Below are 16,264 nucleotides of genomic sequence, written 5' to 3'. Positions count from 1 at the left end.
CTTGGGTGCCGCCGCCCCGGTTGGCAGGGCGGCGACTAGGTCGGACAGACCTTACTTGTACTGCTCGAGTTCGCCGGCAGCCTTTTCGAGGGCCGCAGCTGGCTCAGCAGCGCCGGTGACAACCGACTGAACCAATTCGATCATGACGTTCTGCAGGCCGATGTAGTCAGCAAACAGAGGCTCTGGACCACCAAACTCGATACCGTCGAGGAATGGCTTCCAGTATGGCTTGGCAGCAACCATTTCTTCGGTCTGTGGCTGGAGTGGACGCAGTGGGGTCAGACCCTGAGCCATTTCAGCTGCGAACTGGCGTTCACCGTCGGTGAGGAACTTGGCAAGGCTGATAGCCTGTTCTTCAACACCGGTGCCCTTGAAGATTGCAAGAGCGTCGGTGATCAGGAGCGTGCCTGGACCCTGTGCGTCTGGACCACGTGGAAGGTCAGCAACACCCCAGTTCATGCCAGCTTCGGTCGCCAGGTTTGCAGCACCTGGGGACGCTTCGATCATGGCAACGCCACCATCGAGCCAGATCGCGCGAACTTCGTTCTGTTCGTAAGCGGTTGGGCCTTCTTCCGAGTAAGGAACGATTGCCTTGATCGCTTCGAGAGCGGCCAGAACCTGTGGCGAGTTCAGGGTGATGTTGCCTTCAGCATCGATCACCGAACCATTGTTGGTGTAAACCCAGTGCAAGAACTGGTGCATGGTGTTGTCGAAGGTCTTGGCGACCAGACCATAGCCAGCAGCGTCGGTCTTTTCGGTGATCTGCTTAGCGAAAGCGATCTTTTCTTCCCAAGTCTTCGGTGGGGTTTCTGGATCGAGGCCAGCTGCGGTGAACAGGTCCTTGTTCCAGTAGAAAGCCTTGGTCGAGAACGCGACTGGAACGCCCCACTGGGTGCCGTCGAAGGTTACGGTGTCCGGTACGTAGTTGTAGTAGGACGCCTTTTCTTCTTCAGTCATTGGGACTTCGACGATGAGGTCGTTGTCAGCAAACTGCTTGAGAGCGCGCGAACCGACGTAAGCCATAGCAACTGGGGTACCAGCAGCAGCAAGCGTGGTTACCTTGTCCTGGCACTGGCCCCAGCCAACGATTTCCGGAACGATTTTGAAGCCTGGGTTGGCAGCTTCCCACTCAGCAAAGCTTTCAGCATAGCCTTCAGTGAGTTCGTCACCGCAGTTGATGAAAGTGATTTCTTTGTCCTGCGCATAGGCAGCGGGTGTGGCAACGGCCACAGCCAGCAGGGATGCAGCAAGCAAACCAGATGTCTTCAGCATATTAGTCTCCCTTAAAAATGGGCCCCTTCGCCCATAGTTACTGTTTCACGGCACCAGCTGTGAGGCCGGCGACGAGATATCGCTGCAGGAACACGATGACGATCATGACCGGCAGAATTCCGATGAAGGACGCAGCCATCAACTCGTTCCAGATGACTTCCTGCTTGCCGAAGAAGGCGAAGAGGCCAACTGGCAGCGGCATGAATTCGGTCTTGGAGTTGAAGGTCAGCGCGAAGATGAACTGCTGCGCATAAGCACCGATGAAGGTCATGATGGCGACCACAACAATGCCCGGCATAGCCAATGGCAGGATGACACGGCGCAGGGTGTAGAGACGGCTTGCGCCATCGACCCATGCGGCTTCGTCCAGCTCCTTGGGAATGCGCATCATATAGGTACGCAGCAGCCAGATGGAGGACGGGATGAGGAAGGCCGCACCCGGCACAATCATCGCCCAGTAAGTGTTCAGCAGGCCCAGGCCGCGCATCAGACGGAACAGCGGGATGAGCAGAACTGCACCCGAGAACATGTTCACGGCCAAGAACGCACCCAGCAGCATTGCCGACCCGGTGAACGGGAAGCGGGCGAAGGCATAGGCCGCAGGCACCACCACCGCGATCACCACAATGGTGACGACTGTGGAGATGAAGAACGAATTGAAGATGTGCATGCCTAGGGCCGGCACAGACTTCCACATGGTGAAGTAGGCGTCGAACGAGCCGTTCTTCGGGATGAAGCTATACGGCGTCGAGAACAGCTGCGAGAGCGGCTTGAGCGAGACAAGGAACCCTTCAATGAAGGGCGCCAGGACGAAGAACAAGAACACGGCAATACCAGCGTAGAGCGACGCGATCTCGTACCATTTGTAGCGGTCGATCATCGGCTTTGAAGAGCGAAGTTTTACACGCTTTGGCTTGACGGTTGCAGGGCTGTCGACAGCCGCGACTTCGGTGGTGCGAGCGACGTCACTCATTTGGCTTCTCCCTGCTGGAGCTTACGAACGGCACGGAAGTAGACGAGGCAGAAGGCAATCACGAAGATAGAGATCACCACAGCACGCGCTGCGCCTTCGCCGTATTTGCGGCTACCAATTGCAGTCTTGTAGGTGTCGATGATCATTGTGGTCGTCGAGTTGGACGGACCGCCCTGCGTCAAGATCCAGATGATGTCGAACGAATTGAAGGTTGCGATCAGCGACAGCAAGCTCATGGTGATGATCGCAGGGATCATCATTGGAACGGTGATGCGGCGGAAGCGGTAGAAGCGCCCTGCCCCGTCGGACCACGCGGCCTCATAGAGGTCCTTCGGGATCGACTGCATTGCCGCGAGGAAATAGATGGTGACCATCGGCACACCGATCCAAACGTCGGTGACGATTGTTGCCCAGAATGCTGTGTCGCCGTAAGCGAGGAAGGCAATCGGACCATTGGTCAGGCCGAAGTTCTGCAGCAGACCGGAGATCATGCCGAACTGGCCGTTATACATCCAACCCCACATAAAGATGCCGATCGACATGGGCACAACCCAAGGCGGCATGGTGAGGATACGGAATAAGGTCTGGCCCGGGATGGCGGCGTTCAAAAGTACCGCGCCAAACATGCCGACGATCATCTTGATGGACACCGAGAAGAAGGTCCAGATGAAGGTACGAATGATGACTTCAGTGAAATTGCCCGCACCAAAGATGCGCTGGTAGTTGGCCCAGCCGACCCAATCATAACTCGCCTTCAACGATGCGTTCGTGAAGGAAAGGACGATCGTGTCTACCAGCGGGTAAGCCACGATCGTTAAAATGTAGATCAACGCCGGGGCCAGCAGTGCCAGAGCGAAGAGGGTTGCGCTACGGGTACTGGTCATATGGCGTTCTCCTTACGCGTCGTTGCCGAGAGCGGCGTCGAAACGACGCCAGATCGGGGCCATATCGACCACGGTTTTAGTATTCATCGCTTCGTCCATGCACAAAGCGACCAAGCCTGCTTCAAGAGCGTCAGTTACCGAAACCGGGAGCGGCGCGCCTTCCAAGCAATGCTTGAGAATGTCTACTGCCATCTGCTCATCGGCACCGTAGTGCGAGGAGAGGTCAGAGACGATGTATTCCTTGTCGATGAGGCGCTCAGAGGTGCGCGCATCGGTGACCTGGAAGTAATTGCGGACGAAATCACCTTCAGCCATGCCCTTAGCGCCGATGACGGCGAAATGACGGAAGTCATGGGGCACGTTGAGGTTGGTGTGGAAGCTCAGGGCCGCGCCATTTTCATACTGAACCATGGCGGTCTGATAGTCGATGAGATCACCATCAGTATCGAAAACACTGTCGCCAGCTTCCCAGCCGGAAGGCTTGCGGTAGTAGACCTCAAGATCGTTGATACCAGCGTTCTGCGGAGCGTTTTCCGGGGTGAAGCTGCGACGGCCACCAAAGCTGGAGACGTAGCGCGCACGGCACCCCATGACGCCATTATAGAGATCAATGTCATGGCAGCATTTTTCGAGCATGAAGCCGCCAGCATATTTGCCGTGACGACGCCAATCGCGCATGAAGAAGCCACCGTGATAGGGCGGAATATGTTCGGACGCTTCGATGGACGCAATATTGCCCAGCTGGCCTTCGGCCTGCGCACGGCGGAGGTCGACATAAAGGGGCGCATAGCGCAGCACCAGACCAACCATGACATTGTCTGAGCCGTACTGAGCAATCAGCTCGGCCAGCGCCATCGTGTCTTCGACCGAGGTCACCACTGGCTTTTCAGAGAAAATTTTCATTCCGCGCTCGAGACCGATGCGGATGTAGTCGAGATGGGTGTGATTGGGCGAACCAATCATCAGCAGGTCCAGATTGCCCTGATCGATCAGGTCTTCGATGCTGTCGTAGGCCTGGCCGACGTTGACGCCATGTTCTTGTGTATAGGGAAGGCCCGCAGGAGCAGGGTCCACATATCCGACGATCTCAAATTCGGACGAAGCCAGAGTGAATACTCTGGAGAGATAACCCAGCCGATAACCGAGGCCGACGATACCTACGCGCATACTTTGAATTCCCTACCCTGATCGTTCTCCGGTCAGCCCCTCAGCCCACCAGATTTGTGTAAACGATTTTCAAGACTAGTCAGCGAGGGTAAGGATTGTCAACTGGGTTTACGGTTGAAAATAATACCAATCTGAACCGCCCGGTATTCCGCCAGTTGTGCTTGTATAACTGCAACTTAGCCTAAGAATTAGGCGCGTTGCTCACACAATCCTTGTAGACAAGAAACAAATGCGGAGGCACAGTCATGCGATTGGCATCATCCTAACCCTTTCAGAGGGAATAGGTATCCTGTCGATGACTGAAAATTTTTAACAGAGAAGACGCACGTCCCTCAACCGCTATGGCAAGAGTATAATGTCCCTGTCGCAGAACCCATTTCCCAACGATCCTGATCGCAGTGCAATCTGGACCATGCTGGTTCCGCGCGATATCGAGGCCTATGTTAAGGCCGATTGGTCGATGGTGGAAGACGACTTCGTCACCACTGATTTCATCGGCGTCAACGGGAATGGCAAGGACAATCCAGACGGCTGGACGATCAGCTATCCGACCCTTGAGCTTTATCGTGATGAATGGCTTCGGCAGGCGCGCGAAGGTCAGTCGGTTGTTTATGCCGAAGACCAAGAAACCGGTATTCACCGCGCCACCAGCCTGACTGAAATTGAAATCAGCGGCGAGCGGGCGATCGCACACAAGAAGTTTGATGGCGAGATCAAGCGCGCCGATGGTGAGGTTGATCGCCTTAATTGGCAGACCGTCTATTTCTGCCGCAAAGTCGAAGGCCAGTGGAAGCTCACAGGTTTTGTTGGCTACCTGCCCTATCCAATGGGCAAGCCGGTTTAATCAGCGCACTCCAATCGTTCCGCTCGGCGCTCACGGCATGAGCGCGGGACGCCGAGCCACTGAAAGTAAACCACACACAATTGTTCGGCATCGTCTTTTGCCCTGCCGTTCTTCATCATCAGCCTCATTCTGACGAGGCGCTTTGAGAAGCGCTCGACAGTGCATTCTACCTAAGGGAGGAAAAGCCATGCGTATTGCTGTTGCGGGCCTGCACATCGAATGCAGCACTTATAATCCGGTTCTGAACCGGCAGGCCGACTTCCGCACGCTGCAGGGCCCGGCCATGCTCAAGGACATCTATTTTGATTTCCTGACGCATTTCCCGGCTGAGTTCGTCACCATTTTCCACGCCCGCGCCATTGCTGGCGGCCCTGTCGCCCGCGACACCTATGAAACATGGAAGACCGAAATCCTTGAGGGGATTAAGGCTGCGCTGCCCGTCGACGGCGTTTACCTGCCAATGCATGGAGCGATGTTCGTTGAGGGCATGTTCGACGCCGAAGGCGATTTCATCGCCGCAGTGCGTGAGGTGGTCGGGCCGGATGTGCTGATTTCCGCAAGCTATGATTTGCATGGCAATGTCAGCCAGAAAATCATCGACAATCTCGACATGTTTTCGACCTATCGCACCGCCCCACATATCGACGTACAGGACACGATGCGCCGGGCTGTGACCATGCTGGTGCGGGCGCTGCGGACGGGCGTAAAGCCTGTGCTGGGTTGGGTGAAGGTTCCGGTGCTCCTGCCAGGCGAACGCACCTCAACGCAGGATGAGCCTGCGCGCACCTTCTACACCACTATCCACGAGACCGAAGAGCCGATGGGCATTTGGGATGCGTCGTTCCAAGTGGGCTATGTGTGGGCGGACGAGCCGCGTTCGACCGCTTGTGCGATTGTGACGGGCACGGATAAGGCGGTGCTGGAAGTCGCAGCGAAATCGCTGGCGCAGAAATACTGGGACCTGCGCGAGGAGTTTGTGTTTGGCATGGAGGTGGGCTCGATCGAAGAGTGCGTCGCCAAGGCCATTGCGAGCCCCACCGCGCCAGTTGTTCTGGCAGAATCGGGCGACAACCCAACCGGGGGTGGCGTATCGGATCGTGCCGAGGTTTTGGCTGAGTTGATCAAGCAGAATGCTCAGGGCGTGGTGTTTGCGGGGATTACCGACAAGGCCGCGACCGAGGCAGCTTATGCGGCAGGTGTCGGGGCCAAGGTCCAGCTGCACATCGGCGCGAGCCTTGATCCGGCGAGTACGCCAGTCGATGCGGAAGCGGTTGTGAAATTCTTGCTGGAAACCGACGACGCCAAACTGCGCGAAGCTGTGGTGACCATCGGTGGGATCGATCTGGTACTCAGCATTCGCCGTCGCCCGTTCCACAACATCATCGACTTCACCAAGCTTGGGCTTGATCCGAAGTCGGCCAAGATTGTGGTGGTGAAGTCGGGCTATCTGTCGCCGGAGCTGGGCCCCGTCGCCAATCCGGGGATTATGGCGCTGTCGCCCGGCGTGGTCGACCAGTTTGTGGAACGCACCGAGCGCAATCATACGCCGCGCCCGACCTATCCGTTCGACAAGAATTTCGACTATACGCCAGAAATGAAGTGGTCTCAGCGCGCTCTTTAGTGCGCTGAGAGGACGGCTCGAAGTTCGAGCACTTTATCGCGGGAGGTGACGCGGCGGTTGGGGCTGACAAAGCCCAAGCGCTTCGCGCCTTCCGTGTCCTCTGCCGGAGCGCGCTCCGAGCACGAGGCGTGGACAACCGACACCGGCACACGATTGAGAATGCGACGGGCATTGACCGAGGACACGCCTGAACCCGGCATAATGGTGATCCGCCCCTTGGCGGCTTCGTGCATCTTGGCGATGTCTTCAATGCCAGCCTCAGCGGAAAGCTGACGCCCTGACGTCAAAATCGTATCGAAGCCGAGCGCAATGGCCTGTTCGACGGCTTCTTCAACATCAGGCACGAGATCGACGCAGCGATGCAGTGTGCGAGGCGTGTCGCCCGCCATCTGGCAGAGGATTTCGAGGCGGCGCATATCGAGCGCGCCACTGGGCAGGCTGGCGCCCAAGACAACGCCGAGATGATTGGTCCGGGCGGTTTCGATATCGCTGATCATAATGGCCAGCTCGTAATCGTCGAAGACGAAGTCTCCGGCGCGGGGACGCACCATCATGCGGACGGGGATCGGCGTGCTCGATGCCAGTTTCGCCAAGCCAGCAAAAGGCGTGAGCCCGCCATATTCGAGCGACGAGCAGAGCTCGATGCGGTCAGCGCCGCCTTCGACTGCCGCTTGAATGCCCGAGAGGCTATCAACGCAAACTTCTAGCAAGGTCATACCACGCCCTCCGAATAGGCCAAGCTTGCAGCGCCGATGAGGCCTGCATCGACAGTCAGTTGGGCTGGAACGATGAGTGGTCGGTCAAGCTTGCGCAGAATGCGCGGGCGAACGGCGGCGTCAAGCGCTGCCACTAGCTCGGGACTATTCCCTAGGCCACCGCCGACGGGGATAATGTCGGGGCCAAGCACGTTCACCAGCAAGGCGAGCGGGGCCGCAAGGAGCTCGGTGTAAAGCGTCATGGTCCGGGTTGATTGAGTATCGCCCTGCCCCCATGCGAAGACAATGTCGAGGCTCGAGAGCGTTTGGCCATGGATTTGGGCATGAAGGCGCTCCAAACCGCGGGCGCCGCCGATAGTGTCGGTGCAGCCAAGCTGGCCACAACCGCACGCCATATGCGCAATTTTGTGCGGCCAGGCCTGGGTTTCAGTTTGGACAATGGTGGCGTGGCCCCATTCGCCAGAGAACCCGCCAGCACCGCGAATGAGACGTCCATCGGCAATAATGCCGCCACCGACGCCGGTGCCGAGAATGACGCCGAAGACGACGTTAAACCCCTTGCCCGCGCCCGCATGGGCTTCGGCCAAGGCGAAACAATCTGCATCATTGCCGACGATGACGGGGCGAGAGAGCTTGGCACTGAGATCTGGCCCGAGGGCACGACCGTTGATGCACGGGATATTGGCAACCGTGGCGACATTGGTTGCCGGGTCAACGACGCCAGCAATGGAAATGGCGATGGCCGCCCCTGCAGGTGCGCCGCCTTGGGCGATGAGTGCCGCGATGGCATCGGCAAAGGCGTCAAAGTCGTGCGCTGGTGTGGCGACGCGACCGAGCGAGACAATGTCTGTCGCACTGTGGGCAACTGCGGCCTTAATCGTGGTGCCGCCAATATCGAAACAGGTGATCATGAGAGGCTGGCGACTTCCCTATAAGGCACGGCCGATGCTTACGGCGTGTGACATGGGTTTGCCTGCGCCGCAAGAGTCCGCAGCGTAATCCAGACCACCGCGGCGTCCGGCACCCCATATTCGATCACAAACACAGCTGCGACGGATGGTTGTGCACTGTCATGGTAACGTCACCAAAGCTTCAAGGAAGCGTCAAGCAGCATCGTTAGAGGAGCCATGCCCGCAGAAAACGTCGGCGGGTACGACACCAAATTCGGTGAGCTGAAACGGAAAAATCCGCAGCTCAAATGTCGTTCACGAAATCCAGTCTGGCGGGACTTGGGTCGATGCTGACCTGTCCTATGGGAGACAGAAGATGAAGACGATGAACCGCGCGGCACTTGCCGCTATCACCCTTGCCCTGAGCACCTCGGTTGCCTTTGCGCAGACCGAACTCAACTGGTGGCACTCCATGGGTGGCGAACTGGGCGAACGCGTGGAAGCGCTTGCTGCAGACTTCAACGCCAGCCAGAGCGAATTTAAGGTCGTTCCGTCCTATCGTGGCGAATACGAAGAATCCATGATCAGCACCATCGCCGCCTTCCGCGCTGGCGAGCAGCCGCATCTGGTGCAGGTTTACGAAGTTGGCACTGGCACCATGATGGCTGCCAAGGGCGCTGTTCTGCCCGTTTACGAACTGATGGCAGCACATGGCTCGAACTTCGATCCATCGGCATTCTTGCCAGTCGTGACCGGCTATTACACCGACACCGAAGGCAATATGCTTTCGATGCCGTTCAACTCCTCCACCCCAATTCTCTATTACAACAAGACCGCTTTCGAGAAGGCAGGGCTTGATCCAAACGTCGCGCCAAAGACCTGGGCCGATATCGAAAACTTCGGCAAGAAGATCGTTGAATCGGGCGCTGCCACGTGCGGTACGGCCATCAGCTATTCGGCCACCTGGATCGGCACCGAAAACCTCTCGTCGCTGCACAACGTGCCATACGGCTCGCTGGAAAACGGCTTTGGTGGTCTCGGCACCGAACTGACCTTTAACCACGACCTCTCCGTTCGCCTCTGGGAAAAGCTGGCTGAATGGCAGAAGACCGGCATCTACCAGTACGGTGGTACCAGCGGCGGTTCGGACAATGCGCCACGCTTCTACGCTGGCGAATGTGCGATCTTCATGGGTTCCTCGGCCTCCCGCGCTGGCGTTCTCGCCAATGCCAAGGACTTTGAAGTTGGCTTCGGCATGCTGCCATACTTTGACGACGTCGACGGCGCACCGCAGAACTCCATCATTGGTGGCGCAACTCTGTGGACCCTAGCTGGTCACGAAGACGCTGAATACAAGGGCGTAGCGCAGTTCCTGAACTACCTCTCTTCGGCTGAAGTTCAGGCCAAGTTCCACCAGGAAACGGGTTACCTGCCTGTCACTCAGGCCGCTTATGAGCTGACCAAGAGCCAGGGCTATTACGACGCAAACCCAGGTTCGGACATCGCTATCCAGCAGATCAACCTCAACCCACCGACTGAAAACTCGAAGGGCGTTCGCTTCGGCAACATGCCGCAGATCCGTACCGTGATCGACGAAGAGTTCCAGGCCGTTCTCAATGGTTCGAAGTCTGCCAAGGAAGCGCTTGATAGCGCCGTTGCCCGCGGCAACGACATCCTTCGCGAATTTGAATCTGCCAATCAGTAAGCAGTCTTAATCCGGAAGGGCCGGCGAAAACCGGCCCTTTCTTTGTTTTGCGGATACGGCGGACGATGGAAACAAAACGTACGACATTCCCGAATAAGGGCCTGCCATTCTTACTGGTCGCCCCACAGTTGATCATCACGCTAGTGTTCTTCATCTGGCCGGCGGCACAGGCCGTCAAATCTTCTTTCGAACGCGCTGACCCATTTGGGCTTTCGACCAAGTTCGTCGGTTTAGCGCATTATGCGCGCCTCTTTAGCGACCCGCTCTATCTGGCCTCTATCGGCCGCACGGCGCTGTTTGCAGCATCGGTTACAGCCATTTCGATGGGCTTTGCGCTGATCCTGGCCGTTGCCGTCAGCCGCGTTATCCGTTCGGCACAGACCTACACCACGCTGCTGGTCTGGCCCTATGCTGTGGCCCCCGTGGTTGCGGGCATTCTGTGGTGGTTCCTGTTCAACAACGCCACCGGCATTCTTCCCTATTTCATGCGCTATGTGGGGATTGATTGGGATTCTGCACTCAATGGCGATCACGCCATGACCTTGGTGATCATCGCTGCCAGCTGGAAGCAGATTTCCTACAATTTCCTGTTCTTCGTGGCTGGCATGCAGTCGGTTCCACACGCGCTTACCGAAGCTGCGGCGATTGATGGTGCGAGCCCATGGAAGCGGTTCTGGACCATTATCTTCCCGCTGCTCTCGCCGACCACGTTCTTCCTCTTCATCGTCAACATCAACTACGTGATGTTCGACACTTTCGCGATCATCGCGTCGACCACTGAAGGCGGGCCAAACCAGGCCACCAACACGCTGGTCTACAAAGTATACGCCGACGGCTTCATCGGTCTCAACCTGGGCTCCTCTTCTGCGCAGTCCGTGGTCCTGATGCTCTTCGTTATTGTCCTCACCTTCGTGCAGTTCCGCTACGTGGAACGCCGCGTGCAGTACTAAGGCCCACTCATGGTCGAAAACCGTCCATTTCTCACCATCCTCACGCACCTCGTTTTGGTGCTGGGGGTGCTGATCATCGCCTTTCCTGTCTATGTCGCGCTCATCGCGTCGACCCACGACGAGGCCACGCTGAACATGGCAGCGCCTTTGCTGCCGGGCGGGCATTTGTGGGATAATCTGGTCACTGTCTGGACCTATGATCCGCCGGGCCTGCCGCCATTCTGGACCATGGTCTGGAACTCCACGATGATGGCTTTCATCATCATGGTGGGCAAGGTGGTGATCTCGATCATCTCCGCCTATGCCATCGTCTACTTCAAGTTCCCCTTCCGCGTTCTGGCCTTCTGGCTGATCTTCGTCACGCTGATGTTGCCGGTCGAAGTGCGCATCATTCCGACCTATGAAGTGGTGGCAAACCTTGGCTTGCTCAACAGCTACGCTGGCCTGACCATTCCCCTGATCGCGTCGGCAACCGCGACCTTCCTGTTCCGTCAGTTCTTCATGACGGTGCCGGACGAATTGATGGAAGCTGCACGCGTCGATGGCGCAGGGCCGATCAAGTTCTTCATCGATATTCTGCTGCCGCTCTCGCGCACCAATATCGCGGCGCTCTGCATCATCCTCTTCATCTACGGCTGGGTGCAGTATCTCTGGCCCCTGCTCGTCACCACACGCGAAGAGCATTTCACCCTGATGATGGGCGTTAAACAAATGGCTGGGGCGCAGGAAGTCGACCCACAGTGGAACCTCATCATCACCGCGGCCGTGCTGGCCATGCTTCCCCCCGTCCTCATTGTTATCTTCATGCAGCGCCTGTTCGTTAAGGGCCTCGTGGACACGGAGAAATAATCGAAATGGCTGGTATTGAGCTCAAAGAAGTTCGTAAGGTCTATCCGGGCAATGTCGCCGCAATCCACGGCGTCGATCTCTCGATCAAAGACGGCGAGATGGTTGTTCTCGTCGGCCCATCAGGGTGCGGAAAGTCCACTCTCTTGCGCATGATCGCAGGTCTTGAAGGCATCACCTCAGGCTCCATCTCGATTGATAATCAGGTGGTGAACCAGAAAGAGCCCGCCGAGCGCGACATCGCTATGGTGTTCCAGAATTACGCGCTCTACCCTCATATGAGTGTGCGTCAGAACCTCGAATACGGCCTCAAGAACCGCAAAACCCCGCGTGACGAAATCGACCGTCGCGTGGCCGAGGCAGCGCGAATTCTGGAAATCACGCCGTTCCTCGATCGCAAGCCGCGTCAGCTTTCGGGCGGTCAGCGCCAGCGCGTCGCAATGGGCCGCGCCATCGTGCGTCAGCCTAAGGCGTTTCTGTTTGACGAACCACTGTCGAACCTTGACGCCAAGCTGCGCGGTCAAATGCGCATCGAAATCCGTCGTCTGCAGCGTTCGCTCAAAACCACCAGCGTCTATGTCACCCACGATCAGCTCGAAGCGATGACCCTCGCAGACCAGCTCGTAGTGATGAACGGTGGCCGGATCGAACAGGTGGGCACGCCGACTGCGATCTACGACCGCCCTGCCTCGCTGTTTGTTGCCAGCTTTATCGGCTCTCCGCCGATGAATTTGATCTCGACGAGCGCGCTGAACTCGTTCTCGGCGCTGCGTGCCTTCCCTGAGGGGACGGACATTTTGGGCATTCGCCCCGATGTCTTCACGCTCGAACGCCCGACTGAGGCGCATTTGAGTTTTGACGTGGTCGCTGAGCTGATGGAGCCGATTGGCGGCGAAAGCCATTTGCACCTCAAACTCAAGCACTCTGAGCAATCGATCATTCTCACAATTGCAGGCCGTCCGGCTATCGCCGAGGGTACGAGCATGACCGTGTTCGCCCGCACCGCCGATATTCACCCCTATAGCTCTGCCACAGGTCGCCGTACGGACGACGCACCAGCCACGCAGACGCAGTCGTCCCATTCTGCTCAAGTTGAGATTGCCTAATGACCAATACGCTTCCAACCGGCCCCATTCGCGAAGAAGTTCAGGCCCACCGCGGCTCCTCGGCGCTCGCGCCGGAAAACACCATCGCGGCCTTTCGCCGTGCCGCAGAAGATGGGGCGAAGTGGGTTGAACTCGACGTCGCCCTCAATGCCGACGGCACGCTGATCGTCATCCACGACGATACTGTCGATCGCACGACCAATGGCACCGGAAATCTCGGTGCCCTGAGCACTGCAGACATCCAAACCCTCGGTGGTGGCAGCTGGTTTGGGGCCGAGTTCGCGGGCGAAAAGATCCCGACGCTGGATGAGGTGATCGTGGCGCTGGGTGAGTTTGGTCTCAACATCAATGTCGAGATCAAGCAGCACCCGCATCACCAATCGGTGCAGCAGCTCACCTCCGCTGTTGCCGCAGCGCTCGCTAAGCGTCCGGCACACATGCAGATCATGATCTCGAGCTTTGATCCTGATTGCCTCAAGGGCATGCATAAGCTGATGCCAGAACTGGAACTGGCCATGCTCTGGGGCCGCATTCCGGATGATTGGGAAGCGCTGCTCGCCGCTATTCCGGCGACCACCATTCATGCCCATTTCAAGGGGCTCAGCATTGGGCTCTTGGAACAGACCTCGGCCAAGGGCATCAAGGTTCGTGCCTGGACGAGCAATGACACGGTGGAGCTTGCCAGTTTCTGGCGCGCGGGCCTTACCGGGGTGATCACCGACGATCCTGGGATCTATCTCAAGTAAACAAAAAGGGCGGGTGTTGCGACACCCGCCCTTTTTATTTGATCTCGAAACGCTCTTAGGAGAGCACGAGGACGACGGCTGCTGCGGCGCTGAGCGCATAGGCCTTGGCCACCACGTCTGGCGTGAAGTGGCCTTCGACGTTGAGCATGTTGAGCGTGCCGATAGTGGTGCCAGCGACAACGATCGGCAGGTTCAGCATGGACTTGGCGCCGCGCGCGAACAGGGCCTCGTGCTCAGGGAGCAAAGACGCCACTTCGTCAGCAGAATTGAGCACCAGCGCTTCGCGCTTTTCGATCAGAGTCTGCTCCCAGATGCTATCGCCGATCTCATCGACACCTGGCGCTGGATAGAGGTCCTGCGTGTCGGAATAGGCGCGGTACATCAGCCCTTCTTCGTGGTCCAAGGCCAGAATGGTGAAGATGGTGGTGCCGACCAAAGTGTTGGCAAGCGCATGGAGCGCAGCATAGGCCACTTCCGGCTGGTTTTCAGGCTCCGCCATGGCAGCGGCGAAAATGGCGTGGGGATCGGTCATGGTGGTCAAGGGAGTGTCTTTCAGAATATGCGCCAGAGCGCAGGTGGCTTTGCCGGATCGCTCTGGCAAAGCCTTTGTCTTTGAACGGGGTTTAGCCCGTAGTCGTCACCGAGGACAAGATTAGCGAGCGGTAATAAGCGGGTAGGACTGCTTGGCGGTGAGCGCAACGGCGGCGGCAACACCGGCTTTGAGCAAATCGCCGGGCACGTAAATTGCCATCGCCATCAGCGCCTTATCGAGGCCAATGCCAGCCACTGCGGCCATCCACGGGGTGCCAATGGCATAGCTAAGGACAACGCCGCCGAGCACGCAGAACACGAATAAGTTGAGGAAATTGAGCTTGCCCCAAGCGCGTTCGGTGAGGAAGCCAATGAGGAAGGCGACCGGGATCCAGCTGAGGAAGAACCCACCCGTTGGGCTGGCCAAGACGCCCAAGCCACCGCGACCGCCCGAAAGCAGTGGCAGGCCGATACAGACCAGAACTGTGAACAGCACCAGCGACAGCGCGCCCCGCTTGGCGCCCAGAATAGAGCCCGCCAGCATCGCACCCATGGCCTGCGCCGTGATCGGCACGCCGATGGGCAAAGCAATGGGCGGAATGATGCCAAGGGCAGCAACGATTGCGGCAAAGAGGGCAATATAGGCGAGATCTCGAGTGTTCATGGTCTTCCTATGGCTTGGGAGGGGGCCGCAGGCGCGAAAACAGATCTTTCGGGCTCTTGGCATCGTCCGGATCAAATGACCGGGCTTCAATGGCGTCACCGATCTCGGTTGCCATTTTTAGGGTCCGAACCAGAAGCGGCACCACAAGTGCAAGCACATTGCGCTCTAGGCCACGGGCGCGTTGGGCTTCGCGCACCTCTTCGAGTTGTTCGGCAATCAGGGGAATGAATCGCAGGGCCAGCGAAATGGTGAGGCCAATTTTGGTGGGGCTAATGCCCAGATAGGCGAGCGGGCGCACGGCCCAGCTGATGGCCTCGATCATGGCGCTGACCTTGGTGGTGATGGACACCAAAGCGGCGAGCAAAACAAGCGCCGACAAGCGCAAGGCGACCGAGAGCGCCGACACCGGCTCGACGGTGAACCATTGGACGGCGAGCAGTATAAGAATGATCGGCAGGACAGGACGGATTTGCTGCCACGCCAGGTTCAAATCAAGCTTGGCGAGGCGGAACAGAAGCAGCGCTGTGACCACAGCCGCGAGCTGTAGCCAGATGTTGGGCGTGAGCACCAAAGCGGTGCTGACAAGGGCCAGCGCGAGGAGCTTTACGCCGGGCGGGAGCGCATGAAGTGGGGATTGCTGATGGACGTAGACGCCAACGCTCACGCCATCATCTCCTCATAGCGCGGGATGATCTCACGCGGGGGACCGTCAAGTACCACCCTGCCCGCTTCAAAGGCGATCATGCGATCAAAATCGGCGAGGAGATCGAGGTCATGCGAGACGACGATGGTTTGCTGGGGCAGCTCGGCGATGAAACGCGAGATGAGGCGTTTGTTGCGCAGATCGAGCGCGGTTGTCGGCTCGTCAAAGACGATGATCTCGGGCTCCATGATCAGCACGGAGGCAATGGCCAGCATTTGCTTTTGTCCGCCACTGAGCAAATGCGCTGAGCGATTGCGCAGTTCGCCCAAGCCGTATCGATCGAGCGCAGCATCGACGCGCGCTGTGACCTCATTCTTGGGCAGCTTGAGGTTTTTCAAGCCGAAGGCGAGATCTTCCTCCACCATGGGGAAGACAATCTGATTGTCGGGATTTTGGAAGACGAAGCCGACGCGGCGGCGAATGGCTTTGCTGTCTTTGGCCGTCGATAGACCATCGAGTGAGACAGTGCCGCCAGTGGGGATAACGAGGCCATTGAGCAGACGCGAGAAGGTGCTTTTGCCCGACCCGTTGCTGCCAACGATGGCGATGCGCTTTTCCGATAGAGTAAGGTTCACATCCGACAGCACGGCGACGTCGCCAAAGCGGTGTGAGACCGAGCGCAATTCGATCAATCTCGTTCCTCGAC

General features: G+C 57.9%; 17 protein-coding genes. 7 read left to right on the top strand and 10 right to left on the bottom strand.

Translation table 11 applies throughout. The annotated features are described in order from the left end of the window. Nucleotides 1–51: 51 nt before the first annotated feature. The 4 genes from H4N61_RS03330 to H4N61_RS03315 form a co-directional block, all read right to left on the bottom strand. Entirely contained in the window at nt 52–1,272 is a 1,221-nt protein-coding gene (locus tag H4N61_RS03330) for an extracellular solute-binding protein (protein ID WP_182395000.1), read from the bottom strand. A gap of 37 nt (nt 1,273–1,309) precedes the next feature. After that, nucleotides 1,310–2,152: a carbohydrate ABC transporter permease gene (locus H4N61_RS03325; RefSeq protein ID WP_182395917.1), complete on the bottom strand. Its 843-nt coding sequence runs from the start codon at nt 2,150–2,152 to the stop codon at nt 1,310–1,312. Between the two features lie 89 nt (nt 2,153–2,241). Further along, nucleotides 2,242–3,129 (bottom strand): sugar ABC transporter permease, encoded by an 888-nt coding sequence (locus H4N61_RS03320; protein ID WP_182394998.1) that lies wholly within the window; start codon nt 3,127–3,129, stop codon nt 2,242–2,244. Nucleotides 3,130–3,141: 12 nt separating this feature from the next. Further along, the gene (locus H4N61_RS03315; RefSeq protein ID WP_169194569.1) at nt 3,142–4,296 is read right to left on the bottom strand and encodes a Gfo/Idh/MocA family oxidoreductase; all 1,155 of its coding nucleotides are present in this window, start codon (nt 4,294–4,296) and stop codon (nt 3,142–3,144) included. Nucleotides 4,297–4,651: 355 nt separating this feature from the next. On the opposite strand from H4N61_RS03315, the gene H4N61_RS03310 reads away from it, so the two are divergent. Both H4N61_RS03310 and H4N61_RS03305 read left to right on the top strand, forming a co-directional pair. Then, on the top strand, nt 4,652–5,140 hold the full coding sequence (locus tag H4N61_RS03310; RefSeq protein ID WP_182394996.1) for a hypothetical protein: 489 nt from the start codon (nt 4,652–4,654) through the stop codon (nt 5,138–5,140). Between the two features lie 187 nt (nt 5,141–5,327). After that, entirely contained in the window at nt 5,328–6,761 is a 1,434-nt protein-coding gene (locus H4N61_RS03305) for a M81 family metallopeptidase (protein ID WP_182394994.1), read from the top strand. Here H4N61_RS03305 and H4N61_RS03300 read toward each other — a convergent pair. Both H4N61_RS03300 and H4N61_RS03295 read right to left on the bottom strand, forming a co-directional pair. After that, nucleotides 6,758–7,477, bottom strand: coding sequence for a copper homeostasis protein CutC (locus H4N61_RS03300; RefSeq protein ID WP_169194566.1), 720 nt, complete (start codon nt 7,475–7,477; stop codon nt 6,758–6,760). The genes H4N61_RS03305 and H4N61_RS03300 overlap by 4 nt on opposite strands. Continuing rightward, entirely contained in the window at nt 7,474–8,388 is a 915-nt protein-coding gene (locus tag H4N61_RS03295; protein ID WP_182394992.1) for an ROK family protein, read from the bottom strand. The genes H4N61_RS03300 and H4N61_RS03295 overlap by 4 nt, the downstream gene beginning before the upstream one ends. A 364-nt stretch (nt 8,389–8,752) precedes the next feature. Here H4N61_RS03295 and ugpB point away from each other — a divergent pair, with 364 nt between their 5' ends. From ugpB to H4N61_RS03270, 5 genes are all read left to right on the top strand, one after another. Then, a complete protein-coding gene (ugpB, locus tag H4N61_RS03290; protein WP_169194805.1) occupies nt 8,753–10,072 on the top strand; it encodes a sn-glycerol-3-phosphate ABC transporter substrate-binding protein UgpB in 1,320 nt (439 codons plus the stop codon). Between the two features lie 65 nt (nt 10,073–10,137). Beyond that, nucleotides 10,138–11,022 (top strand): sn-glycerol-3-phosphate ABC transporter permease UgpA, encoded by an 885-nt coding sequence (ugpA, locus tag H4N61_RS03285; protein ID WP_169194564.1) that lies wholly within the window; start codon nt 10,138–10,140, stop codon nt 11,020–11,022. A gap of 9 nt (nt 11,023–11,031) precedes the next feature. Then, complete coding sequence (gene ugpE / locus H4N61_RS03280) at nt 11,032–11,871, top strand: sn-glycerol-3-phosphate ABC transporter permease UgpE (protein ID WP_182394991.1); 840 nt, start codon at nt 11,032–11,034, stop codon at nt 11,869–11,871. 5 nt (nt 11,872–11,876) lie between these two features. After that, the gene (locus tag H4N61_RS03275; protein ID WP_182394989.1) at nt 11,877–12,974 is read left to right on the top strand and encodes a sn-glycerol-3-phosphate import ATP-binding protein UgpC; all 1,098 of its coding nucleotides are present in this window, start codon (nt 11,877–11,879) and stop codon (nt 12,972–12,974) included. Next, nucleotides 12,974–13,720, top strand: a complete 747-nt coding sequence (locus tag H4N61_RS03270) for a glycerophosphodiester phosphodiesterase family protein (RefSeq protein WP_182394987.1) — start codon at nt 12,974–12,976, stop codon at nt 13,718–13,720. Before H4N61_RS03275 ends, H4N61_RS03270 begins: the two co-directional genes overlap by 1 nt. A 55-nt stretch (nt 13,721–13,775) precedes the next feature. On the opposite strand, the gene H4N61_RS03265 is transcribed toward H4N61_RS03270, so the two are convergent. From H4N61_RS03265 to H4N61_RS03250, 4 genes are all read right to left on the bottom strand, one after another. Then, nucleotides 13,776–14,252: a GAF domain-containing protein gene (locus H4N61_RS03265; RefSeq protein ID WP_248306588.1), complete on the bottom strand. Its 477-nt coding sequence runs from the start codon at nt 14,250–14,252 to the stop codon at nt 13,776–13,778. A gap of 120 nt (nt 14,253–14,372) precedes the next feature. Further along, the gene (locus H4N61_RS03260; RefSeq protein WP_182394984.1) at nt 14,373–14,915 is read right to left on the bottom strand and encodes a biotin transporter BioY; all 543 of its coding nucleotides are present in this window, start codon (nt 14,913–14,915) and stop codon (nt 14,373–14,375) included. 7 nt (nt 14,916–14,922) lie between these two features. After that, nucleotides 14,923–15,579 (bottom strand): energy-coupling factor transporter transmembrane protein EcfT, encoded by a 657-nt coding sequence (locus H4N61_RS03255; protein WP_182394982.1) that lies wholly within the window; start codon nt 15,577–15,579, stop codon nt 14,923–14,925. Further along, nucleotides 15,576–16,250, bottom strand: a complete 675-nt coding sequence (locus H4N61_RS03250) for an energy-coupling factor ABC transporter ATP-binding protein (RefSeq protein WP_182394980.1) — start codon at nt 16,248–16,250, stop codon at nt 15,576–15,578. Before H4N61_RS03250 ends, H4N61_RS03255 begins: the two co-directional genes overlap by 4 nt. Between the last annotated feature and the right edge of the window lie 14 nt (nt 16,251–16,264).

This window comes from Devosia sp. MC521 (assembly GCF_014127105.1).
Taxonomy (GTDB): Bacteria; Pseudomonadota; Alphaproteobacteria; order Rhizobiales; family Devosiaceae; genus Devosia.
Note: the sequence above shows the minus strand (reverse complement) of the source record. Positions and strands in the feature narration are given on the sequence as shown.